This is a genomic window from Streptomyces sp. NBC_01525, assembly GCF_045040405.1.
GTDB classification, from domain to species: Bacteria; Actinomycetota; Actinomycetes; order Streptomycetales; family Streptomycetaceae; genus Streptomyces; species Streptomyces benahoarensis.
Genome location: NZ_CP109397.1, coordinates 6,796,963 through 6,818,211 on the forward strand (window position 1 = coordinate 6,796,963; position 21,249 = coordinate 6,818,211).

Sequence of the window (21,249 nt, forward strand, 5' to 3'; positions counted from 1 at the left end):
CTCAGGAGGAACCCGCGGTGTCCCAGCGAAACAGCGACTCCGGCCCGGACGGGTCCGGCGAGCACGCCCCGACCGCCTCCCCGTTCGTCCGGACCTTCTCGCGCGGGGCGCGGATGCCCTGGCGCGGAATGGCGCCCGGCCGCCGGGTGTGGCGGACGGTGGTGGGCGTGCCGGCCATCGCAGGACTGGGGGTGGGAGCGGTGGTGCTCGCCACCATCGGCGTCTCTCATCTGCGCTTCGACGACGGCGCGGCGCGGCCGGCCGCCGCCCGGCAGCCGAGTGGTGAACCGGCCCCACAGCCGCCCACGGCCCCGTCCGCCTCGCCCAGCCCTCGCACCTCACCCTCCCCGACGCCCACGAAGGCGGACCGGCCCACCCCGAAGCCCGATGGACCCGCCACCCCGCCGGAGAAAACGCACGCACCGCCCGAGGACGTCAAGCCGAAGGCCGAAGATGCCCTGCCCCGCACCAGCCGGGTCTTGCTCTACAACGCGCACACCAAGATGTGTGTGGACCTTCCCGGCTCCGGCCCCGTCACCCCGGGAAAGGGCCAGCTCCGGCAGGCCACCTGCAACGCCACCGGAGCGGACAACCAGTTGTGGGACATCACGACCGCCCATCGCCACATGCCACCGGACAGCAAGGACCTGGTGCTGTTCGCCAACGTCGCGGACGGCAATCGCCACTGCATCGACCTGCCCGGCGGCAGCCCCCAGCCCGAGGGAACCAAGGTCGGGGTGGGCATCTGCAACGGCAACCTGGACGACAATCAACTGTGGTGGCTGGAGCGGCAGCCCGACGGCACCGAGCTGATCCACAACTACGCCAGCAACAGCCTCTGCCTCGAGGTGGAGGGCGACAGGTCCAAAAACCAGGGCGCGCTCTTGATGATCAAGGACTGCCACGTCAGCCGGGATGACAGCTGGATCCGGAAGTGACGGCCCTGCGGCCTGGTAGGACGCCGAGGCCCGTCGGCACGCCGCATCGTGCTTCGTGCCGCGGCGGCGCTGCCTGCAGGCGAGCATCCAACCGGCCGGTGCAGCTGCGCCGTTGATCGGGCCGCGGTGGGCGGCGGGATGCTCGCATCCGCCGACGGGCTGCGGTTCGTCGTCCCGGTCAAGAGCATCAACACCGAGCCCTCACCCAAGTACTACAGGTACAAGAGGGGGCTGACCTGGCTGAACGCGGTAAACGACCAGGCGGCCGGGATCGGCGCGATGGTCGTGCGCGGCACTCCGCGCGACAGCCTCTTCACCCTGGACACGCTGCTGAACCTCGACGCGTGCGGCCGGAGATGATCGCGATCGACAACACCTCGTACTCCACATGGCCTTCGGCCTCTACAAGATGCTCGCTTCCGCTTCGCGCCACGCTTCCGCGACCTGGCCGACCAGCGCTTCTGGCGCGTGGACGTGCCGGTACCCGACGGCAAGGAGCCAGCCGGGGACTACGGACCGCTGGAGGCCATTGGCCGCAACAAGGTGAACCTGGGGCGGATCGAGACGCACCGGCCGGACAAGCTGCGGGCGGCTGGGTCGCTGATCACCAACCAGGTGGTGCGCCAGTTGTTCGAGGGAGGCGATGTGGTCGTGAGTGGCGTGGGCTTGGGCTGCGGAGGTTTTCAGCTTGTGGCCGGCGTTCTTGCGTCCTGGGTCGTCCGGCAGGGTGGAGGCCAGCATTCTGGCGGTGCGGAGCACGGCGGTGCGGTACTGGAGGCCGAGCGAAGCCGACCGTGCCCGGCCAGGAACGGCGGAGCACCTGGCGGCGCTGCCTGGTATCACCGTCCTCGACCTGGACCTGCCCGCTGCCCTGGCCGTGGCCGGCCGGGAGACGTGGGCCCCTGCGCACAGCTGGCACACGGCGCAGCCGACGCCGGAGCGGTCCGAGGGGGCGACCGTGGCCACCACTTCCCCTAAACGGTGGGCAGGTGATCCGGTCCGCGTCCTGGACCTCATCCCCTGACGGGGCTGGCTGCGCGACGGCGTGGGTTCGTCGCTCTCGAAGTCGCGGTGCAGATGGATCCACAACTGGAGAGAGCGGCGGTGCAGCCAGGAGGTCACCGGGCCAGTGTGCCGGGCCGCCGTGCCGAGGGCTGCGGTTCCCGGGAAGAGGTTGGGAGCGGGCAGGCCGTCGCCCGGACGCCGCCCCGCTCCGGGGCCTTCAGTTGGGGATGGGCGGGCTGTCGGGGCGGTCGGCGGCGGCAGAGGAGCCTGTCCCGCCTTCGGTGCCCTGGCCGGCTCGTGGATGGGGGAGCATGGCGACGACGCCGTCCTCATTGGCCTGAACTGGCTCGGCGACTTCCTCTCCCCGCACGACATCGACCCGCCAGGCCCGGCACGCCACCGCCTGGACCTCACCATCGACTTCTACGGCGAACGCCGTTGACCCACCGCGCGACGAGGACCCCACTGGTGACAATGAGCCCCGACGCCAGCTGATCGAGCAGTGAGAGCGTGAGTGATCCAGGCGGATACGAAGGGCACGACACGCCTCGCCGACGAGCTGCGCATGACACGGAAGGCTGCCCGGACCTGTCAGGTCCGGGCAGCCTCCCGCTGCGGGGCCAGGCAGTTGGCGCGGGTTGCGGCGGGGGCGCTGCGGGAGCCGCCACCCAACTCCGGCTGCTCAACACCTGGTTCGTCGCCGCGGCAAACTGCGCGGCCGGTGCGCAGACGGTCCTCAGCATCCGGGTCCTGGCCGTCGGCGCCGTGTCCTAGGTGCGCACGGAGGAGTCCGTCCCGGCAGCTGTGGCCGCGCCAGAGGTCCCGGTGAAGACCAGGGAAATGGCCCCGCCCGGCTTCCACCAGACACTCGTCGCGCACCAGGCGACCGCGCCCGCACAGCGGGTCGTCCCGGGCATCGCGGAGGCGGTGAAGCGGCAGACGAAGGCGATGCGCGAGCTCAGCCAATCGCCGAGAGGGACACCGCCGCACATGTCCCGGAGTGGCGAGTTGGCGTCGTGCGACGGCGCAAGATCCGTCACGGTGATTAGCCGCGGGGGCTGCTGATTCGTTCGGGCTCGATCACATAGAGCACCCGGACTTGGTCGCGGCCGCCGAACCATGGGTAGGGCCCGCCGAGATACTTCTGCGCGAGCGTCTCGATGTGGTCGACCGCCCCCTCGGTGGTCACACGCACCACACGGCCGCGGATTTGGACGTACGAGGCCGGGTCCGAGGGGTCGGCGACTGCGACAGCCACCCGCGGGTCGCGCGCGATGTTGCGGGTCTTTTGATGCGACTCAACGCTGTTGATCAGGACGTGCTCGCCGTCGGTGTCGACCCATGTCTGGGTGAGCTGGGGCGAGCCGTCGGGCATCGTGGTAGCGATGTAGCAGGTGCTGGGGCGGCGCAACAGCGCCACCACGTCCTCACCGAGGGGCACGGGCACGAGGGTTCTCCAGGGGTCGGTTCGGTGGGGTGCTCTGGGGTAACGGTAGCCCCGGCAGGGAACCTGGCCTCCCCTGCCCCTGAATCCGTAGATCACCTCCATCAGCTGAACTCCTGCAGTGACGGCAACCCCGGGTGCGGGAGACTTCCACGGTGACGACCCTTCCCGCTCCGCCGCCCCACGACCGCGCCCTGGGGCGCGGCGTGTCCACCCTCATCCCGCAGTCCTCACCGGTGTCGCCGGCGGACCGGGCCACCGCCGCGCTCGCGGCGATCGAGACCGTCCCGGTCCACGTCGGCGTCCGACCGTACCGGAGGCATCCGCCCCGTGGCAGACGGACCGAAATCGTCACTGAACCCATCGTGGCAACAGGCGGATTGGCGTCCCACCGGGGCACTGCGTGACGCACTTCCTGGTGGGCCTGCGGCCGGTTCGGTGTTCGGTCGTGCATGCCGGGGTGCCAGGTGTCGCGGCGAGGGGCGTGGCCGAAGAAGCGGTTGCTGCTGGAGATGCGGATTTCCCGGACCCCGGGATAGGGGGGCGTTGATGGCGGCGGTGACCTGGCAGGCGTAGCCGTCGGCGGAGGAAGCGTCACGGCACCCTGCTGTGCTTGTGGGAACACGACTTCACGAGGGTATGGGAACTGTCTGCATGCCTGGCCGCTGACATGATCGACAGCGGCGTTCGGTTCCTGAAGTTAACGGCGGGCCACGGTAGCCAGCGACCAGCCACCGCCCTCGGACCGGCGAGGTCCGAGGCCGTCGGCCCCGTCGCACCACCACCGGTGCCCCGGTGCCCCGACCCCGCGGAGATACCCATGCGCGTGATCGCCTTCGACCACCTCGTTCTGAACGTCGCCGACATTGAGCGCTCGCTCGCCTTCTACACCGGCCCGCTGGGGCTGGAACCGGTGCGGGTGGAGGAGTGGCGAGCCGGCAAGGTCTCCTTCCCGTCCGTGCGGGTGAGCCCCACCATCATCATCGACCTCGTCGAGGCGCCCGACGGGCGGTCAGGGGGCTCCAACGTCGACCACATCTGCCTGGTGGTCGAGCCTCTCGACTGGCAGCAGGTCATCGACTCCGGCATCTTCACGGTGCTGGACGGTCCCGGCGAGCGCTTCGCGCGCAGGCGATGCACGGCTGTCCGGTGAACGCTCCCGCAGGCCGGGCAGCGGCCACCGGGCGGCAACAGCCGCACCGCTTGCCGGCTCTACGCCGCACCGGGGCCGGTCGGCGTGCAGCCGGGGCAGGTGACGCCGGTCGGCTCCCCGGCGAGGACGGCGAGCGCGACGACGACTGGCCGCAGCGCGGCGCCGGCCATCAGGGCGGCCAGGAGCGGGTGCATCAGACGGACTTGCTGAGCTGGGACAGGATGGCGGCGGTGGCTTCCTCCATGTCGACGCCGAGTTCCATGTTGAGGCGGTCCAGCCGTTCGGCGGCCCGCTCCAGCCCTGTGTGGTCGCTGGGCGCGGCATAGGGATCCTTGAGCTGCTCGGCGATGCTCCTGGCGTCGGCGATGGAGCTTGCCATCTGCATGAGCCCGGTCATGACGCTTCTTCCTGGGTGTGAAGTGACCGGCGAGGCGAGGGCGGGTGCGGCTTCCAGCGCGGCGACCTCCCACCGGCCGTCCCGGGCCCGCAGTTCGACTGCGTACGTCAGCGGCCACCCGCCCGCATGTTTGGCCTCGCCCTCGACGTCGCCGCGACCTCGGCCGGCAGCGCAGTCGCCACGCATCCCGACGCTGTGCCCTTGGTGCCGGCCATGGCGCGGACCGGCGCCTGGAAGTACCGCAGGCTGCCCCGGCTTTCGCCGTCCTTGGACGAGCTCGTGACCCGGGCCGCGACGGTCACCGACCAGTAGCCGGCCGACACCTGCCGCACCGCCGCCGACTCCACCCACTCCGAGCCGCTGTTGGCAGGCCAGGTCATCGACCGGGCCGCGGGGTAGAACGCCGCGAGCGTGGTGGGGTCGGGCGAGAGTTGCTTGGTGACGGTGCCCAGCACATCCTCGACGGACATGCTTATCCGGGACTGCCTGGAAAGGCGGTATTTCCGAAGGGATGGAGCGACGATGACATCCTGGACGCCGTGGCGGATGTCGCCGCGAGCCCAAACAGTACGCGTGTTTGGAAAACCGGTTCAGGTAATTATGCTGAGAAAACTCTCCGAACGAGAAAGGTGATCCTGCCGTTCAGGAAATCGCTGGAGAGGTGCTAGGGGTAGGCATCGAGGTTCGCTATGAGCCGCTAACCGGTGGAGTTCTCACGACCTTCCCGAAGTGAAGGAGTGTGGCATATGGAGCGGTATCGGTATGTGCGGGCTCTCGTCTCGCAACTCCTTGAGGAATCTCCTCTGACTTCGGAAGAGGTTATGCCGACGTTCGCCAATTGATGAGCGTAGGCGAAGAGGAGTTGGCATTCGATACGATGTGCTCATGGATCTACGAGGATTCTCTTCCGATCGCCGCGGCTTACTACGAGCGCCTCGTGTCCGCCGTTCAAGAATTGGGAACTCCGAAATCGACAGATAGACTCGATGAACCTATCGAGGAATAGACTCTTCGAATCTCGGGTGGAGCTGGTGAATCCGGTGCCTCGATGCTGGACCGGTAACCCGGATCGGTTCCCCAGGAACCACAGTTGCACATCTGAGACCCCGTCGGCATGTGCTTGGCGGGGTCTCAGCACACTTTGACGGCAACGTCAGCGGACGGGGAATGCGGACAACGGCGGGTCGTCACCGTCGTCGGGCTGACCGGTGGTCTCGCAGGGGCTGCGAAAGGCGTGGCCGAGGAGGTCGATGGCGTCTCGCTGGAGGTAGAGCCTTGCGTGGGCGTAGACGGTGGGGGTGACGCCGATGTGCGCGCGGCCGAGAAGTTTCTTGATCACGACGAGGTCAACGTCTTGTTCCAGGAGCAGGGTGGCGGTGGAGTGTGGTACGTCGTGGAAGCGGATGCGGCGCAGCCCTGCCCGGTCGAGGAGTGGGCGAAAGCACCGGGTGAGGTTGGCGGGGTCGAGAGGGCTGCCGGTGGGCGTGGCGAAGATGAGCCCGCTGTCCGTCCAGCCCGCTCCGGTGGCTTGGCGTTCTTCCTGCTTCGTTCCCGGTGGAGCTTGAGGGGGTTGATGCGATGCGGGGTCCGGAGGCACGGGCTTTGGCGCGTAGGGCGGTGAGACCGGGCCGGTGCGGCGCGCTGGAGGGGCGGCGAATTGCCGACGGTGCCGCAGTCGAGGCCGGGGTCTTCCCAGTGGAGGGCGGGGAGTTCACCTTTGCGGAGTTCGGTGCGCAGGGCAGGGGCATTGCGTGATCGGGATCTATCCGGGTTCGGTCACGTGAGGCCCAGGGCCCGTAGGGGCCGGAGATAGTCGCGGCCGGTGCGGCGGGGAGGCGATGTTGGTCTGGCCGTCCTGGCGGAAGACGCTGATGGCGAGGTTGCGCAAGGAAGCCATGGCGCGGGGCAGGTGCCGGTGCGGACCTTGGAAGCGTCCTCGCGGAACGTGCGGTCCCGCACGTGGTGCAGGAGGTTCTCGATGCCCCAGTGGCCTCTGATCCAGGTGGCGAGTTCGGTGCAGTTGGCATCGAGGACGCTCAGGTTGGTGATCAGGTAGACACGCTCGATAGTCAGCTTCCCGGTGCTCAAGTCGCGCGGCCATCGCACGACTTGGATCGACTGCCGGGCGCCGGGGTAGTCCAGGTGACTGAACGCGGCAACTTTCAGCCGGCGGATCTCATCGCGGTGGTGGGCATGGCCGCGGGTACGGTGCCCGAGCGGGACGTCCCGCCAGGGCAGCTTCCTGACCTGGGCGTACAGGGCCGGATGGTTCTTTACGACAGCCACGTGGTGAGCGCCGCGGCCGATCAGATAGGCGCCGTGATCGTGCTGGGTGTGCCGGGCATCGGCGGTCACCACCGCGTTCTGCAGATCCAGGCCGTCCAGCAGGGGTGCGAAGGAGGGGATCTCGTTGCTTTTGGAGGCGACCTGCCGCTGGGCCAGGACCACTCCGTGGTGATCCATTGCCACCGGCAGCTGGATCGCCGTGGCGGTCTTGGTCTGCGACCCGCGCACCGCCTTACCGCCGACCGCAACGACCCGTCGCACCGGCCGCTTTCCCTCCGACAAGGGCGGGGGTGTTGCTCTGGCCTGCAGATATGCGCTGATCGCCGCGTCCAGCGCGTCCCGCCCCGTCATCCAGGCGTCACGCACCCAACGGGACCGGATCCGGCCATCACGTCGCTGCCGCACATTCTTCCGGTCACCATTCTCTGGGCGCTGGGGGACTATCGCGGATACCGATAAATGTCAGGGATTCCGCTGGTGAAGGCCGGACTCCAACGGATAAAGTATGGCGCGCGCCGCTCGCGATGGCGGTCGGTGAGGTCGGCGGTGGGGGCGAGAGCACCGGTGATTGAGCTGCAAAAACACGCAACCCAGGGCTGTCTTGCCCGAGGCCCTGAACGCACGTTCGCTTTTCCTGGCCTGCGACGGTGCAACTCGACCACAATATCCTCAGTCGATCACCACAAAGGGGCTCAGGCAACAGCAGTGGGCCCCTTTTGTTTTTCCATGGCGTTCGCGGCTGGCGTCCTCGTCCGGGGCCACGAAGTGGACGTGCAGCGAGAAGCGGGTGCTTCGTTTTCATGACAAGAGAACTGTGGAGTGTGATGCCATGAACCGAGTCGGCAGAGACCCGCGCCGGTTGGCCCGGAGGCTTGTGGAGCCGCTGGCGCGCATGGGGTTATCTGTTCTTTTGCTGGCAGGCGGCGCCATGGGGGCGACGGCTGGACCGGCCGCCGCTTCGACCGCCGACGGCACGCTGACGGTTGAGGTGCTGCGCGACTTCTTCGGCACCGGCGTGATCAACGCGACGATGGATGTGCCGCAGCGGGGCATGAAGGTGGAGATCTCCGACCCCGCCGGGCGCGATGTCGCCGGCGTCACGGATGCCACCGGAAAGGTCGTGGTGTCGCGGTCGACGGTGCTGAGCGGCGGCCAGTACCGCGTCGACGTCAGCATCCCGGCACCGTACAGCGACTATCTGCGGGCGGCGCCTGCGTCGACGGCGGGGAACCACTTCGACAGCTTCACGTCGTTCGTGGATGTGTCGGGCGGCAAGAACGCCTCGGTGGTGACGGGGGTGTGGGATCCGGCCGACTACGCGCTGCCGGACTCGCGGTACTTCGTGCCGATCCACAACGGCGCCAACGGGACCGACAACCGGGCGTTGGTGGCGTTCGGGACGAAGACCCGGGGCACGTGTCCCACCGATGTGGCGTGCCCGGCCACGCTGGACACGCAGGCCCAGGTGGGCACGACGTTCGGGTTGGCGTACGACAAGTACCGGACCCGGCTGTTCCAGAGCGCGTTCGCCCGCCGGTACGCCCCGTACGGGCCGGAGGGTGGTGGCGCGATCTACACCATGCCGGTCAGCGGCGGGAGTACGCCCAAGCTGTTCGCGCGGGTGCCGGACGCCGCGGTGACGCGGCACGACACCGCCAACATGATCAAGGATCCCGGGTTCACCGACGCGCCGGGCAAGGAGAGCATCGGTGGCCTGGCCCTGTCGGAGGACGGCTCCACGCTGTACGCGGTGAACCTGAGGACCCGCAGCCTGGTGAGCTTCGACGCGACAGGGGCCACCGCCGCGGCGCCCAAGTCGACGGACCCGATCCCGGACCCGGGGTGCGCGAGCCCCGACGACTGGCGGCCGTTCGGTCTCCAGGTCCACAACAACACGCTGTACGTCGGCGGTGTGTGCAGCGCGGAGAGCACGCAGCAGCGCGCGGACCTGAAAGCCTTCGTCTCCACCTACGACGGCAAGCGGTTCACCACGGTGCTGAGCCACCCGCTCACGGACGAACGCGGCAGCGTCTTCGGTTCCGGCGACAAGGCCACCCACTGGAACCCGTGGAACACCAGCCTGGACATGTGGGACGACCGGAAGACGGGCAACGTCTTCATCGATCCGCAGCCGGAGCTGGCCTCCCTCGCCTTCGCCCGCGACGGCTCGATGATCCTGGGTTTCCGCGACCGGTTCATGGACGTGCTCAGTTGGGGAGGGCTGGACCCCCGCCCGGGGAACGACACGGCGGAAAACGGCATGTCCGGTGGTGACATCACCATGGTCTGCGCCACTCCCACCGGTGAATACCAGTGGGAAGGCACCGGGAGCTGCCCCAACCACGCCGCCCCCGCCAACAATGGCGGCCAGGCCGCCGATGTCGTCGAATACTTCCCGGGCGACTTTTACGCCAACGCGCACCAGGAGACCGCGCTGGGGTCGGTGGCCTATATCCCGCAGCAGCAGTGGGTCGTCAGCACGGAGTTCGACCCGGTCGTCAACGTCGCGACCTCAGGGACCGGGTACCACAACATCACGACCGGTCAGGGCCCGGGCAACAACCCGACCGCCAACGGGTTCCAGTTCGTCAGCCGGGAACAAGGCGGGTTCGGCAAGGCCGGCGGGCTCGGCGACATCGCGTACGCGGCGGCGAACGCGCCGATCCAGATCGGTAACCTCGTGTGGTTCGACGGCGACCACAACGGGATCCAGGACCCGGCGGAAGTGCTGTTGCCGGGGGCGACGATCAACCTGCTGGACGCGGGAGGCAAACCGGTCGCCACGACCAAGACCGATGCCGCCGGCGAGTACTACTTCGGTGGTGTCGGCGCTGCGTACCAGCTCACGCCGGGTGCGAAATACACGGTGCAGTTCGACGTGTGTACCGCGGACACCAGCAAGGTGCCAAGCCAACCCCCGGCAAGCGAGCTGCGGTTCACGCTCCCGCGAGCCGGTGCCAACCGGGCGCATGACTCCAATGTGACCCCGCCGACCACCGGGCAGTTGTGCAACGGCTACGCGCCTGTCACGGCGCCGGACAAGCCGGGAGGGGTCGATCACACGATCGACGCCGGGGTGTACATCCCGAAGGCAACCCCGACCCCGACCCCGACGCCGACCCCGACCCCGATGCCGACCTCGCCACCGGCCTCTACGCCGCCGTCACCCGCGCCGCCTGCCAACCTGGCCCCGGCCGGCGGGAGCACGGGTTCGCTGGCGCACACCGGTATGGCCGGGCTGCCAGAGATGATTGCCCTCGTCGTTCTGCTGGTGGGTGCGGGCTTGGTCGTCGCGTTCATGAGCCGGAAGCGTCGCGCCCAGAAACACTGAACGAACGGAACAACGGGTGGTCTGCCCGCCCGCGATCCGGATGGCACGGTCGGGCAGATCACGTCTCGGCCGGTCCGCGAGGGCCGGCCGTGGCGTCGTCTGTCACTGGACAGCCGAGTGCCGCCGCGACCGCACGGCGGCCGAGCAGTGTACTGATGGAGAGGGTGAATCAGCGGAGTGTCAGTGTTGAGCCGCGTGCGGAGCGTGAGAGTTCAGCGAGGCCTACGGAGCCTGGTGGCCGGCCGGCGCCGACGGCTGCGGCCACGCCGGGCGGCAGCCGTCATCGGCATAGCGGCCGTCGCGGTGGCCGCGTTCCTGATCATCGGCAGCGGCTCTGGCCCCAGCGGTCCGCGCGCACTGACCTCGGACGAGGCGAACCGGCTGGCGATCACGCGGTTCCGCAACTACGAGGCGCACGGCCGCGCGGTGACGATCACTGTGCCGGGCACCGCCGGCGGGCTGATCGTCACCGGGTCCGTCGACTACCAAGGCAAACTCGGTTACGGCGTGGTGCACGGCACCGGGCGCGACACGTCCAGCGACGGGCTGATCGAGTGGACGGCCGCCTCGGTGTTCGTCCACCCGATGGCGAACGCCCCGGAGCACGCACCCGCGTCGCCGCCCCGGTCGGGCTGGTACGGCCGTCCGCTGCAGTCGTCCGGCAGTTCGCTGGACAGTTCGCTGGCCATCGCGCTGAAGTTCGGCAGCGACCGGCCGGACAATGCCGAACTACTGCCACAGAACGGTGCCGCCTGGGTTGGACAGGACCGGTTGGACGGCCGTCAGGTGGACATCATGACCGGGCCGAGCGCCCGTGCCACGCGCGGTACGGCGGGTACGGCGGGTGCCGTGCGCTACTGGATCGGCTCGGACGGCACCATGTACCGGGTTCGCGTCGGCGTGGCTTCCGCATCGCAGCCGGTGGTCATCGATTTCGACACCCAGAAGTACGTTCCGGTCCGGCCGGTACCCGGAGTCACCCCGACGCGGTAGCCGCCGCTCAGGGCGTCCGTACCCGCGCGCCTGCGGCGAGCAGTGACGCCGACGGCAGCCCGATGCCCGCCATGTCCGGTAGCGCCGGAATGGCCGGAACAGCGGTGGCGCCCGTGGTGGTGTTCGGGAACTGCGGCTGTGGCCCTGGCGCCGCCACATCGGTGAACGGGATACCCCTCGGTGCCGTCGGCGTTGCCCACGTGCCGGACGGCGAGGCCGGCCGGGCGGGACGCGGGCAGGACGCGGTTGCCGCGAGGCGGGCGGGCACCGTCGTTCGTAGATCATTGCCGCGCAGGCAGTTGCCCCGTCCCCGCGTGGCGGTAGGGAACGTCCAGCCGACGTCAACGCCGTTGGCGACGAAGGTGTTGTCCAGGATCTGGTTGCCGTCCGGCGGTATGTCAGCGGTTGCGGTGATCATCAGCCCGGCGTTGCTGTTGTAGGCGATTCGGTTGCGGACGAACTGGTTGTCGGTGCCGCCGTCGACGCCGATGCCGATGCCCCACCCGCCGTCGGCCTGTTCGGGGGTCGCCGCCTGCTGGTTGGCCGCGATCAGGTTTCCCGCGACAACGGCATCCTGCTGCGGGAGCAACTTCTCCTGGTGGTCGGAGTTGATGGTGAGTCCGACCCGGTTACCGACAAGGCGGTTACCGACCACGTACATGCCGCCACTGGCATTGGTGCCTTCGTAACCGACCGCGTTGAGTTCGGCAATGTTGTCCCGCACCACAATGTGACAGGGCTTGCACTGTCCGACATAGATCCCCGAGTCGGCCCCGCCTGACGCGTACGAGTGCTCGATGACACCGTTTTGCGCGGAGAACGTGTAGATGCCGTACAGCCCGTTGCGGGTCGCGGTCACGTGGGAGACCAGGAATGATTTCAGGAAGGTGACGGGCTCATCGCCGGTGTCATAGCCGCCGGACTGCCCCGGCATTCCGGCAGCCGCCTTCGCCGAACCGGTGACCAGGACCCCGTTCTGCGTGTTGTCCTCCACGGTCAGGTTCTCCACGGCCACCCCGGGCGCGGTGACGACGATGCCGTTCGGCTGCTGCAACCGCCCGTCGATGACGACCTTGTCCCGGGACTCGCCACGAAGAGTGACACGGGACGTGGAGACCTTCACCGACTCGTGGTACACGCCCGGCGCGACCAACACCAGGTCACCGGGGCGAGCGAGAGACACCGCATCCGAGATCGTCGGGGCGTCAGTCGGCACTCTGATCGTCACATGCGCGCCGGGCGGTCGCCGACCATGGCTCGACCCGTCATCGCCGGCCCCACAGCCCGCCAGTGCGCACGTCAGGGTGCTCAGTAACGCGACCATCACGCGAAGACGGAGACGAGGCATGACCTCATCCTGGCATGAAGTCATCCCGGGGGGGGGAGGCCGACCAACTCGCCACCGCCAGAACGGATATGGCATTCTTCACACCGTGAGCCGAGCCGACTCCCATCCGTCACGCCGCGCGTTCATCGGTGCCACCGGAGCCGTGGCGACCACCGGGCTCAGCGCCGGGTGCGAATCGCCTGCAGCTCAGCCAACCCGGCCCCCTTCCCTCGCGTCAACTACACGGGTGCCGCCAACCGGCCGCTATCAAGCAGGCATCACGCTCCCACAACCGGCCCAGCCGAACCTCCTGGCGGTGGTGGCCGACCTCGGCGACGCCGTGGCCGTGGGCCTGCTGCTGGCCGAACTCGGTCAGGCCATTCACACGCTCACCGCGGGGACCGATCCACGACTGCTGGGCCTGCCGCCAGGCGATCTCACCGTCACGATCGGGGTGGGACCACGGCTGGTGCGCATGGCCGATCCCTCCCTGCCCGGCGCGGCGGACCTCCCCCGGTTCTCCCGCGAGCAGATCGCCCCACAGGCACGCGGCGGGGACCTGTTGATACAGATCTGCGCCAGCGACGCCTTGCTGTTACCGGTCGTCGCCGCCGCACTTCTGGAGCAGGCCGGCGACCGGATACGTGAACGCTGGCGGCAGTCCGGACGGCGCGGTCCGAATACCCCGGTGGACAAGGGCATTTCCGCGCCACGAAACCTGCTCGGTTTCATCGACGGCATCGTGGGCCCGCACACGACGGCCGAACACCAACGCCACCTGTGGCTGGCCGGCCCGGCTCCCGTCGTCGGCGGCACGATCGCCGTACTACGGCGCATGGAACTCGACCTGCCGCGGTTCGCCGCGCTCTCCGTCGCCCACCAGGAGGCGGTCTTCGGCCGGCGCCGAGCCACCGGTGTGCCCCTCTCCGGCGGCACCGCAGCCTGGGATCCGAACCTCGGCGCCAAAACACCGGACGGGCGCTACCTCATCCCTGCCGACGCCCACGTCCGCCGGGCCAACCCCAACGTGGTCGGCGTCGGCCTCATGCTCCGCCGCTCCTACAGCACCGACGAGCCCACCCCCGGCCTGCTCTTCATCAGCTTCCAGAACGACATACGCACATTCACCAACACTCTTGCTCACATGGATGATTCCGACGCACTGCTGCGATTCACCACGACCACCGCCAGCGCAACCTTCCTCATCCTCCCCGGCTTCGACCAGCAGCACCCGCTCGGCGCCCAGATGTTCCACTGAACAGGTCGACGACGGCGCCGTGGCCGTTCGGCTACACGCCGATCCTCGTCGTGCCCCTGCGCGGCGCTGTCCCGGCGCCCGCCGACCGGGGCGCCTGGCGGCTGCAGAAGCAAGCCGACGAGGAACTCGCGAGAAGTGACACCTGCTCGCCGAGTTGTTCACCCTCGCCACCACCGCGGCCACTGCCGAGGAGGGGTGGAGCCGGGTCGCATACGGGGACCGGAGACGGGCCGCCGGATCAGCAACATCGCGGCGTAGACGGCCGTGGCGACGGCCATGACGGCGAAGCTCGGGGCATCCTCGGCATCGCGTACGAGGCGAACATTCCCGCCCACATCTCCGGTACCGCCGGCGCGGCGGAGAGGGCGAGTGCCCGGTAGAGGCGGTCGGTGAGCCGGATGGCGGCGCCCGCGGGGCGGCGAGCAGGCCGAGCAGGAGCAGGGAGCCGACCGTCGGCACCCGTACTCGCCTCCGTGGCCACGGCTCGGCGATCGGCATCCCCTCCTTCTCGGACTGGAACAACCCGGAACCCGAACTCGTCCTCGTCGTGAACTCCACCGGCCGCATCGCCGGAGCGACCCTCGGCAACGACGTGAACCTCCGCGACATCGAGGGACGCAGCGCCCTCCTCCTCGGTATGGCCAAGGACAACAACGGCTCCTGCGCCGTGGGCCCGTTCATCCGGCTGCTCCATGACGAGTTCGACCTCGACGCCCTGCGCCGGGAGGAGATCGTCCTGCGCATCGAGGGGGAGGACGCCCACCTGCTCGAGAGCCGCAACAGCCTCGCCGCGATCAGCCGTACCTTCGAGGACCTGGTCGCCGCAGCGTACGGCAGCCACCACCAACACCCGGACGGATTCGCCCTGTTCACCGGAACCCTCTTCGCTCCCACCCAGGACCGCGGTGAGAAAGGCATGGGCTTCACCCACCACGACGGAGGCACCGTCACCATCAGCAGCCCCTGCCTCGGAACCCTGCGCAACACGGTCCGCCCGACCGACGCGTTGCCGCCATGGGCTTCGGCCTGCGGGCGATGACCGCATATCTCACCCGGCTCGGTTTCCCGGCCCAGCAGGCCCGCTGACGCGGCACCGACCGCGTCGACTGAGTCGAACCTGCCGCGTCTTCGCCTCCTCACTGGTGATCGTGAGGAGGCGAAGACGCGGCGGCTCGGGCAGCCGGGCCCTTGAACGCGTCCGCTCGGGGCTGATGAGGGTGGTCATCACGGGATCGTCTTCGGCACTGCACCTGATGGCTTCGTGCATCTCTAGGAACAGCAGATGGGGACGGGCTTGGGAGCCGAATCGTGATCTCTCGCCGCCTGGATGGCGATGAGAAATGACGGCGCGAGTTGTGGTGGAAGCCGGCTCATCTTCCTGACAGCCACCCGGCTTTCTGGGGGTGTGACCCAGATACGAGTCAAAGGGGCAGCGAGTTGGTCTTGAGGTTCTGACCGGAATCCGGGCTCACTCGGTGCTGTCGGCGAAGACCCGGAAGATCGTGCCCTCGCCGATGCCCGCGGCGCGGGCGATCTTCGAGGTCGTCACCGCGGCGTCGTACTCGGCGATCAGCGGGATCGCGGTCTGGATGGCCATTCCGCGGCACTGCTCCGGCGACATGCTGGGGCGCGGTGGCGGGTGCTGGTCTGGTTCTCCTTAGGTGCCGTCATGGCCCCGAGAGTACGGAGGGAGCCGCCTGACAACCGGTCCGGCGACGACACGTGCAACGGCATCGATAGGGCTGAGACGGCGCCGGTACGGGCCGGGAGTTGAGCTCTTGACCCAGCCCGGCAGGGACTGAACTTCCTTGCTCGGCAAGGCAGTTGTCTGGACGTTCTTGGCCGGTCTCATGCGTGCGCTTTGCCCTCGGCTCTCGTACGGTGTTGGCGGCCATATACGCCAACAAGGGGGAGATATGCGGAAAGTAAGGCGGTCGGGGAAGATGGCGCGCAATGGGGCCCGAGCCCTGGCGCTGCTGGCGGTCGTGGCGGCGACACCCGCGGTTGCGTCCGTTCCCGCTTCGGCCGGGACGTTGGGCTGCGGTCACGCATGGAGCAACAAGAGCGCGTACTCGTCCCACGTCACCCGAACCGACGTCAACTACCGGAAGGGCCCGCACACCAGCTGCGACTCATTCGGGCAGTGGTCGCGCGTGAAGGTGTACTACCACTGCTGGACGTACGGGGACACCGTCGGTGGGAACCGAGGCTGGTGGCACGTCCGACGGGCAGGCACCCAGCAGCAGGGCTGGGTGAGCGAGACATACCTCGGCATCACCGGCAATGACCCTGCCGAACGCTGTTAGCTCGCATATCGAATCGTGCTCCCAGGGCGGCCCGGGTGAGGCCTTGATCCAGGTCATCAGGCGCGCAGTGCGGGCGCCGACGGCCAAGCCCGGACTGCACCGACCGCCTGCGCTCCGCACGGAAGGCCGCTGCGGCGACGTGCGGGGAGGCAGGTTCGGGGAGACGGCGGCCGCGATGGCTGTCCACTGATCGAAGACGCTGCTGAGACGACGTGGCGGCGCCTGGAACTGACAGTGCGTGAGGTCGACCTGCGCATCGGCGACACCGGTTTTGCCGTGTGCGCATGGACCGAACGGGAGGAGCCGCTCTGGCAGGTGCAGTCCCTGGCCGACGCCGCCGGGCGGATGGATGGGGACGTGTCGGTCGGCTCCACCCCGGTCCGTGCGCACCAGTGACACGCTACGAACGTCTACCTCGGCGCCCTCACCACCGCCATGCTCCTCGCCTGGCTCCGCAGATGATCGACCGGACAAGCCCTGGGAGCTGTGCGATGGGCGAGTGACTGGTCCCGGCATGGGTGGGCTTGCCCCAGGCGGACGGTGTAGGCAAGGCGGGTCCCCTCCTCGGGCCAGTCGCCCGAGTCGGGCCGCGACGTGTCCGTGCCGACGACCCAGTCCGCGTACCGGTCCCGGTCCGAGAGAACCGCCCAGACCGTCTCCGGGGCCCGCCTGATCAGCCGATGCCGCACCGCCATGCATCTCGCCACCGTACTTCGACCATCGGAGGAGCCGTTCGTCAGCCGGCGCCACGGTGGCCTGCTCGGACTGGAAGAGGCCGAGCTCGCCCCGATGGCTGCCGCGTTGCCCGGCGTACACGCGTACCGGCCGGTCGACGTCACCGACGAGGCCACGATGGCGCGGACCGCCGCCGAGGTGACGCGGCGTCTGGGCCCGCCGTCCGTGGTGGTGGCCAACGCCGGGGTGGCGGTGGGCGGCCCGTTCCTCAAGACCGCTCCGGAGACGTGGAACCGCACCGTGGAGATCAATCTCCCGGGCACCGCCGTGACCGCCCGGGTCTTCCTGCCCGGCTTGCTGCACACCCGCGGCTACTGCCGCCAGATCCCCTCTTTGACGGGCATCACCGCCGCACCGCTGCTGTCGGCGTACTGCGCCGCCAAGTCGGGGGCGGAGGCGTTCGCGCACTCCCCGCGCGCGGAGGTCGCACACCGCGGCGTGGCCGTCGGGATCACCTACCTCAGCTGGACCGGTACGGAGATGATCCGCGCCGCCGACGCGCACCCGGCCACGCGGCTGCTGCGCACCACGCTGCCGTGGCCCGTCTCGACGACGTACCGGGTGGAAGCGGCGGCCGCATACGGGTGGCGTTCGTCGGCGAACAGCCTGGTGCTCAAGAGGACCGCTGTGGCGAGCCGTTCGTCGGACCGTCCGGTCGCCTGCTGCGCGAGACGCTCGCCGATGCCGGGCTCGACGCGGACGACGCCTACCTCACCAACGTCGTCAAGCACTTCACATTCACCACGGCCACCCGCGGCCAACGCCGCATCCACAAACCGCCCAGCCTGCGGGAGATGACGGCCTGCCGCCCGTGGCTCACCGCCGATCTGCGCCTCGTCCGGCCGCAGATCGTCGTTGCGCTCGGGGCGAGCGCCGCCAAGGCACTGCTCGGGTCGTCATTCCGGGTGACCAAGGACCGTGGCACGCCCCTCCCGCTGCCGGAGGACCGGGGCGGCGCACCGCCCCACGACACGGCTGGCAACGGCGCGGCCCTCGTCGTGGCGACACTGCACCCCTTGGCGGTACTGCGCTCCCGGGAACGCGAAGCCGCCTCCGCGGGCGTCGTTTCCGGCCTTCGCGTCGTCGCCGGCGCACTGGAGTGACAGGCGCCCCCGACCGGCTGCTTCTCCACGCCGGCCGTACGCCGGGGTGGCGGGGTGCGGCTCGCTCGCAGGCCCGGTCCGGCGCGGCGCAACGAGACCGTGCGCGGTCTCGCCCTCAGCCGCTCGCGGCTGGACCGCTTCCCACACGGCCCGGCCCCACACGTTCCCTTCGTCGGGCGGTGCGGCGGACCGGGTCCGGCGTGTCTGCCCGTGCTGCGCCACAGTCGCCGGGATCCGGGCCCTCACTCGATCGGGGCGGCGCGCCGGGCACGGGCACGGGTGTCCGCAATCGTGCCCGCGGACGCCGCGCACGCCGGTGACGCGACGGGCGGCGCCTCCGCACGGGTCAGGGCCGCCCGCCTCGGTCTGTTGCGCGCCCACAGACTTGTCACCGGCCGCCGCACCGGCATCGTCTATAGCCTCTGGCGACAACATGTCGCCCAGCCCCTGGACAAAGCCGCGTGCGGCCTACGGCCCCGGCCTGCACGCTGTTCCACGAACCCGCGCCGCCTTTGTGGATCGGTGATGCAGGCTCCTCGCTCTCGTGGCGGGAGAGCGAGGAGCCGGCGAGGTTACGGGATGCGGCCGGCGGTCGAGTGCTGCGCCACTTCGTCGGCCGGTCGGCGCCTCATAGGGATCTCGAAGTGCACGGTGGCGACGCCCGGGCCGTGTTCGCCGGTGGTCCGGGCGTCGAACACCTCCTCGGCCATGCTCCGCCAGAAGGTTTCCACGCCCTCGACGTTGACGTTGGTGTGGAGGTAGATGCTGTTGTAGCCGGGCATGGTCGCGATGATGTCGCAAGCTGTGTGGGCCAGGGTGCGGGCGAGGCCCCGGCGCCGGTGTTCGGGGCGTACGTAGACGCGGACCAATTGGGCGGTGGTTCCGGACGGGTAGCGTTCGGCGAGCCAGCGCGGGTGCGGGGGGTGGGCCGGGCCCGCGGATCGTACTCCGGTCGTGGCGACCACTTCGCCGTCGTGGACGGCGACGAGGAGCAGATGGCGGGGGTCGTCGAGGTAGGTGCCTTCGATGTCCAGCACGTCGTGGTGCCAGCGGGGCACGTAGCCGTATCCGAACTCGCGGTACAGCGTGTCGAGCATGATGCGGCGTGCGGGGTCCACGTCGGCAGGTGTCGCGGGGCGCACGGTGTATCCGCAATGTGCGGTCTCGCTCACGGTTTCTCCTGTCCGGCATGCGTTTCTGTGCTGCGCATGCGTCTGTGCGGCTGGCGTCGTGTGCGTGATGGCACTGCCGTCGCGGCACATGCCACCCTGGCAAATTCATGAAAACGATTTTCAGGAAGCTGTTTCGCTCCCGCGCTCACGGCACGTCCGGCAGCCCGGGGCCGATGCAGTTCACGTCCGCCTTCGGTGCCGTGCCGTTGACGAGATAGGCGGCCGCGGTGTCGTCCACGCATGCGTTGCCCCGGCTGGCGAACACGCCGTGCGAATAGTCGTTGCCGAGCGTGACCAGGCGCGAGCCGGGCAGCAGTCGGCGCAGTCGGCGTGCGCCCTCGATGGGGGTGACGGGGTCGTGCGCGGAGGCCACCAGCAGTACGGGTGGGGCGTCGGGGCTGCCGAGCGGGGTGCGGTGGGCAGGCTTGTGGCGCCAATAGGGGCAGGTGGACGCCTCCATGCCGGTCAGGACCGGCTGCGGGTCGAGCCGGCGGGTGCGGTGGATGTCCGCCAGGATCCGGTGAGGTGCAGGGGCGGGGGAGTCGGCGCACTTGACGACGCGGTTCGCTGCTTCGTAGTTGCGTGAATCCGGGCTGTCGAAAGCGGCGGTGGGGCGGAGCCCGTCGGGGTGTCCGGCATTCAGGTGGTCGCGCAGGCCCTCGGCGAGGCCGGCCCAGCGTTCGGTGCGGCCCAGTGCGCGGTAGACGGCGCGGTCGAACTCGGCGGGTCCGAAGCCGTCCACGGGGTGCCTGGTAAGTCCGTGGCGCACGCGCAGATAGGCCCGGCGCGCGGCGGCCGTGCTCCCGCCGAGGCCGAAGCGTTCCGCGTGGGCGGCGGTCCAAGTGAAGAAGGTGTCGCGCTGCCGCAGCAGTGCGCAGCTCTGGATGACGTCGAAGTCGTACCAGTTCCACGGGCCCACGACGCTGTCGAGCACCATGCGGCCCACGCGATGCGGGAAGCGCGCGGCGTACGCGGCGCCGAGGTAGCTGCCGTAGGAGACGCCGAGGAAGCTCGTCCGGCGTTCGCCGAGTGCGGCGCGGATCGCGTCCATGTCCCGCGCCGTCTGTTCCGTGGACAGGTGGGACAGCGTTTCGCCGGCGCCCGCGGCACAGTCGTCGGCCATGTTCCGTAGCGATGTGAGGTAGTTCTTCTCCGCGGGCCTGCCTACGGGTACGGGGTTCGTGCCCGGGCTGGTGAAGAGGCCGCCCATCCGGCCGCAGTTCACGGGGGCGCTCTGTCCGACTCCACGAGGGTCGAAGCCGATGACGTCATACGCCCGTCGCACGCTCTGCGGCAGCTTGGCTCGCTTCGTGACCGCGTAGGAGAGTCCGGAGCCGCCCGGTCCGCCCGGGTTCACCAGCAGGATGCCGCGCCGCTCGCCGCGGGAGCCCGATGCGCGTATCCGTGAGACAGCCACCTCGATGTGTGGCCCCCGCGGATGGTTCCAGTTGAGCGGAACTCGGAGCCGCCCGCACGCGACGTGTTCCGGGGCGGGCGGGTTCGGCAGGGAGTCAGGGCATGCGCCGAAGCGTAGAGGGGGCGTCGGGGTGGCGGCCTGGATCGGACCGGCGGGGACGAGGCTAACGGCGGTCAGCAACGCGCACAGCACGGTGGTGCGGCGTAGGGGAGGGGTCACGGGGGCCTTCCGGAGGGGCTCGGCGAACAAGGGGGCGGCAAAGACCTGGCCGCGAGATGACAATGAAAATGATTATCGTTAAAGTGTGCGACGGGCAAACCCGACACCCTTCGCCGGAGGGGCACTCGACTGCCCCGTACCCGAAGTCCAAGCCCGGAAGGGGAG

Annotated in this window: 22 protein-coding genes and 2 pseudogenes; 14 read left to right on the forward strand and 10 right to left on the reverse strand. The window is 69.4% G+C overall.

Annotated elements, in window-relative coordinates; all coding sequences use genetic code 11:
* Positions 1–17: 17 nt before the first annotated feature.
* From OG422_RS29310 to OG422_RS29325, 4 genes and pseudogenes are all read left to right on the forward strand, one after another.
* Complete coding sequence (locus OG422_RS29310; RefSeq protein ID WP_405747237.1) at positions 18–938, forward strand: RICIN domain-containing protein; 921 nt, start codon at positions 18–20, stop codon at positions 936–938.
* Between the two features lie 138 nt (positions 939–1,076).
* Positions 1,077–1,496, forward strand: a pseudogene (locus OG422_RS29315) (Tn3 family transposase); the annotation flags it as partial.
* Positions 1,497–1,665: 169 nt separating this feature from the next.
* The gene (locus OG422_RS29320; protein WP_405747239.1) at positions 1,666–1,962 is read left to right on the forward strand and encodes a hypothetical protein; all 297 of its coding nucleotides are present in this window, start codon (positions 1,666–1,668) and stop codon (positions 1,960–1,962) included.
* Between the two features lie 282 nt (positions 1,963–2,244).
* Complete coding sequence (locus OG422_RS29325) at positions 2,245–2,385, forward strand: hypothetical protein (protein WP_405747241.1); 141 nt, start codon at positions 2,245–2,247, stop codon at positions 2,383–2,385.
* A gap of 603 nt (positions 2,386–2,988) precedes the next feature.
* On the opposite strand, the gene OG422_RS29330 is transcribed toward OG422_RS29325, so the two are convergent.
* Positions 2,989–3,384 (reverse strand): PPOX class F420-dependent oxidoreductase, encoded by a 396-nt coding sequence (locus tag OG422_RS29330; RefSeq protein ID WP_185993838.1) that lies wholly within the window; start codon positions 3,382–3,384, stop codon positions 2,989–2,991.
* An 823-nt stretch (positions 3,385–4,207) separates the two neighbouring features.
* Between OG422_RS29330 and OG422_RS29335 the strand changes: the two genes are divergently transcribed.
* Positions 4,208–4,540: a VOC family protein gene (locus tag OG422_RS29335; RefSeq protein ID WP_405747243.1), complete on the forward strand. Its 333-nt coding sequence runs from the start codon at positions 4,208–4,210 to the stop codon at positions 4,538–4,540.
* Between the two features lie 59 nt (positions 4,541–4,599).
* On the opposite strand, the gene OG422_RS29340 is transcribed toward OG422_RS29335, so the two are convergent.
* From OG422_RS29340 to OG422_RS29350, 3 genes are all read right to left on the reverse strand, one after another.
* Positions 4,600–4,734: a hypothetical protein gene (locus OG422_RS29340; protein WP_405747245.1), complete on the reverse strand. Its 135-nt coding sequence runs from the start codon at positions 4,732–4,734 to the stop codon at positions 4,600–4,602.
* A complete protein-coding gene (locus tag OG422_RS29345) occupies positions 4,734–4,937 on the reverse strand; it encodes a hypothetical protein (protein WP_405747247.1) in 204 nt (67 codons plus the stop codon). Before OG422_RS29345 ends, OG422_RS29340 begins: the two co-directional genes overlap by 1 nt.
* A 107-nt stretch (positions 4,938–5,044) precedes the next feature.
* Positions 5,045–5,407 (reverse strand): hypothetical protein, encoded by a 363-nt coding sequence (locus OG422_RS29350; protein ID WP_185993839.1) that lies wholly within the window; start codon positions 5,405–5,407, stop codon positions 5,045–5,047.
* A gap of 326 nt (positions 5,408–5,733) precedes the next feature.
* Here OG422_RS29350 and OG422_RS29355 point away from each other — a divergent pair, with 326 nt between their 5' ends.
* Positions 5,734–5,943 carry a MafI family immunity protein gene (locus OG422_RS29355; protein WP_405748042.1) on the forward strand — a complete coding sequence of 70 codons (210 nt, stop codon included), beginning with the start codon at positions 5,734–5,736 and terminating at the stop codon, positions 5,941–5,943.
* A 147-nt stretch (positions 5,944–6,090) separates the two neighbouring features.
* Here OG422_RS29355 and OG422_RS29360 read toward each other — a convergent pair whose 3' ends face one another.
* Positions 6,091–6,534, reverse strand: a complete 444-nt coding sequence (locus tag OG422_RS29360; RefSeq protein ID WP_405747249.1) for a tyrosine-type recombinase/integrase — start codon at positions 6,532–6,534, stop codon at positions 6,091–6,093.
* A gap of 179 nt (positions 6,535–6,713) precedes the next feature.
* Positions 6,714–7,589, reverse strand: a complete 876-nt coding sequence (locus OG422_RS29365) for an ISAs1 family transposase (RefSeq protein WP_405747251.1) — start codon at positions 7,587–7,589, stop codon at positions 6,714–6,716.
* A gap of 562 nt (positions 7,590–8,151) precedes the next feature.
* On the opposite strand from OG422_RS29365, the gene OG422_RS29370 reads away from it, so the two are divergent.
* Both OG422_RS29370 and OG422_RS29375 read left to right on the forward strand, forming a co-directional pair.
* Complete coding sequence (locus OG422_RS29370) at positions 8,152–10,554, forward strand: SdrD B-like domain-containing protein (RefSeq protein ID WP_405747253.1); 2,403 nt, start codon at positions 8,152–8,154, stop codon at positions 10,552–10,554.
* Positions 10,555–10,857: 303 nt separating this feature from the next.
* On the forward strand, positions 10,858–11,547 hold the full coding sequence (locus OG422_RS29375) for a hypothetical protein (protein WP_405747254.1): 690 nt from the start codon (positions 10,858–10,860) through the stop codon (positions 11,545–11,547).
* A 7-nt stretch (positions 11,548–11,554) separates the two neighbouring features.
* Here the strand turns inward: OG422_RS29375 and OG422_RS29380 are convergent, their stop codons facing one another.
* Entirely contained in the window at positions 11,555–12,763 is a 1,209-nt protein-coding gene (locus tag OG422_RS29380) for a nitrous oxide reductase family maturation protein NosD (RefSeq protein ID WP_405747256.1), read from the reverse strand.
* A gap of 217 nt (positions 12,764–12,980) precedes the next feature.
* Between OG422_RS29380 and OG422_RS29385 the strand changes: the two genes are divergently transcribed.
* Complete coding sequence (locus OG422_RS29385; protein WP_405748044.1) at positions 12,981–14,132, forward strand: Dyp-type peroxidase; 1,152 nt, start codon at positions 12,981–12,983, stop codon at positions 14,130–14,132.
* Between the two features lie 496 nt (positions 14,133–14,628).
* Entirely contained in the window at positions 14,629–15,171 is a 543-nt protein-coding gene (locus OG422_RS29390) for a fumarylacetoacetate hydrolase family protein (protein ID WP_405748046.1), read from the forward strand.
* A 429-nt stretch (positions 15,172–15,600) separates the two neighbouring features.
* Here the strand turns inward: OG422_RS29390 and OG422_RS29395 are convergent, their stop codons facing one another.
* Positions 15,601–15,729, reverse strand: coding sequence for a TetR family transcriptional regulator (locus OG422_RS29395; RefSeq protein ID WP_405747257.1), 129 nt, complete (start codon positions 15,727–15,729; stop codon positions 15,601–15,603).
* Positions 15,730–16,075: 346 nt separating this feature from the next.
* On the opposite strand from OG422_RS29395, the gene OG422_RS29400 reads away from it, so the two are divergent.
* From OG422_RS29400 to OG422_RS29415, 4 genes and pseudogenes are all read left to right on the forward strand, one after another.
* Positions 16,076–16,438 carry a hypothetical protein gene (locus OG422_RS29400; protein WP_405747259.1) on the forward strand — a complete coding sequence of 121 codons (363 nt, stop codon included), beginning with the start codon at positions 16,076–16,078 and terminating at the stop codon, positions 16,436–16,438.
* 234 nt (positions 16,439–16,672) lie between these two features.
* Positions 16,673–16,834 (forward strand): hypothetical protein, encoded by a 162-nt coding sequence (locus tag OG422_RS29405; protein ID WP_405747260.1) that lies wholly within the window; start codon positions 16,673–16,675, stop codon positions 16,832–16,834.
* 393 nt (positions 16,835–17,227) lie between these two features.
* A pseudogene (locus tag OG422_RS29410) lies at positions 17,228–17,620 on the forward strand (SDR family NAD(P)-dependent oxidoreductase); the annotation flags it as partial.
* A gap of 137 nt (positions 17,621–17,757) precedes the next feature.
* Positions 17,758–18,276: a uracil-DNA glycosylase family protein gene (locus OG422_RS29415; RefSeq protein ID WP_405747262.1), complete on the forward strand. Its 519-nt coding sequence runs from the start codon at positions 17,758–17,760 to the stop codon at positions 18,274–18,276.
* A gap of 572 nt (positions 18,277–18,848) precedes the next feature.
* Here the strand turns inward: OG422_RS29415 and OG422_RS29420 are convergent.
* On the reverse strand, positions 18,849–19,373 hold the full coding sequence (locus OG422_RS29420; protein ID WP_405748047.1) for a GNAT family N-acetyltransferase: 525 nt from the start codon (positions 19,371–19,373) through the stop codon (positions 18,849–18,851).
* Between the two features lie 220 nt (positions 19,374–19,593).
* Entirely contained in the window at positions 19,594–20,865 is a 1,272-nt protein-coding gene (locus OG422_RS29425) for an alpha/beta hydrolase (RefSeq protein WP_405747264.1), read from the reverse strand.
* Positions 20,866–21,249: the final 384 nt, after the last annotated feature.

Excerpts from the sequence above, each read along its gene's own strand:
- OG422_RS29325 (WP_405747241.1), top strand. The coding sequence starts at position 2,245 with ATGGGGGAGCATGGCGACGACGCCGTCCTCATTGGCCTGAACTGGCTC.
- OG422_RS29335 (WP_405747243.1), top strand. The coding sequence starts at position 4,208 with ATGCGCGTGATCGCCTTCGACCACCTCGTTCTGAACGTCGCCGACATT.
- OG422_RS29340 (WP_405747245.1), bottom strand. The coding sequence starts at position 4,734 with ATGCACCCGCTCCTGGCCGCCCTGATGGCCGGCGCCGCGCTGCGGCCA.
- OG422_RS29345 (WP_405747247.1), bottom strand. The coding sequence starts at position 4,937 with ATGACCGGGCTCATGCAGATGGCAAGCTCCATCGCCGACGCCAGGAGC.
- OG422_RS29350 (WP_185993839.1), bottom strand. The coding sequence starts at position 5,407 with ATGTCCGTCGAGGATGTGCTGGGCACCGTCACCAAGCAACTCTCGCCC.
- OG422_RS29370 (WP_405747253.1), top strand. The coding sequence starts at position 8,152 with ATGGGGGCGACGGCTGGACCGGCCGCCGCTTCGACCGCCGACGGCACG.
- OG422_RS29395 (WP_405747257.1), bottom strand. The coding sequence starts at position 15,729 with ATGGCCATCCAGACCGCGATCCCGCTGATCGCCGAGTACGACGCCGCG.
- OG422_RS29400 (WP_405747259.1), top strand. The coding sequence starts at position 16,076 with ATGGCGCGCAATGGGGCCCGAGCCCTGGCGCTGCTGGCGGTCGTGGCG.
- OG422_RS29420 (WP_405748047.1), bottom strand. The coding sequence starts at position 19,373 with ATGCTCGACACGCTGTACCGCGAGTTCGGATACGGCTACGTGCCCCGC.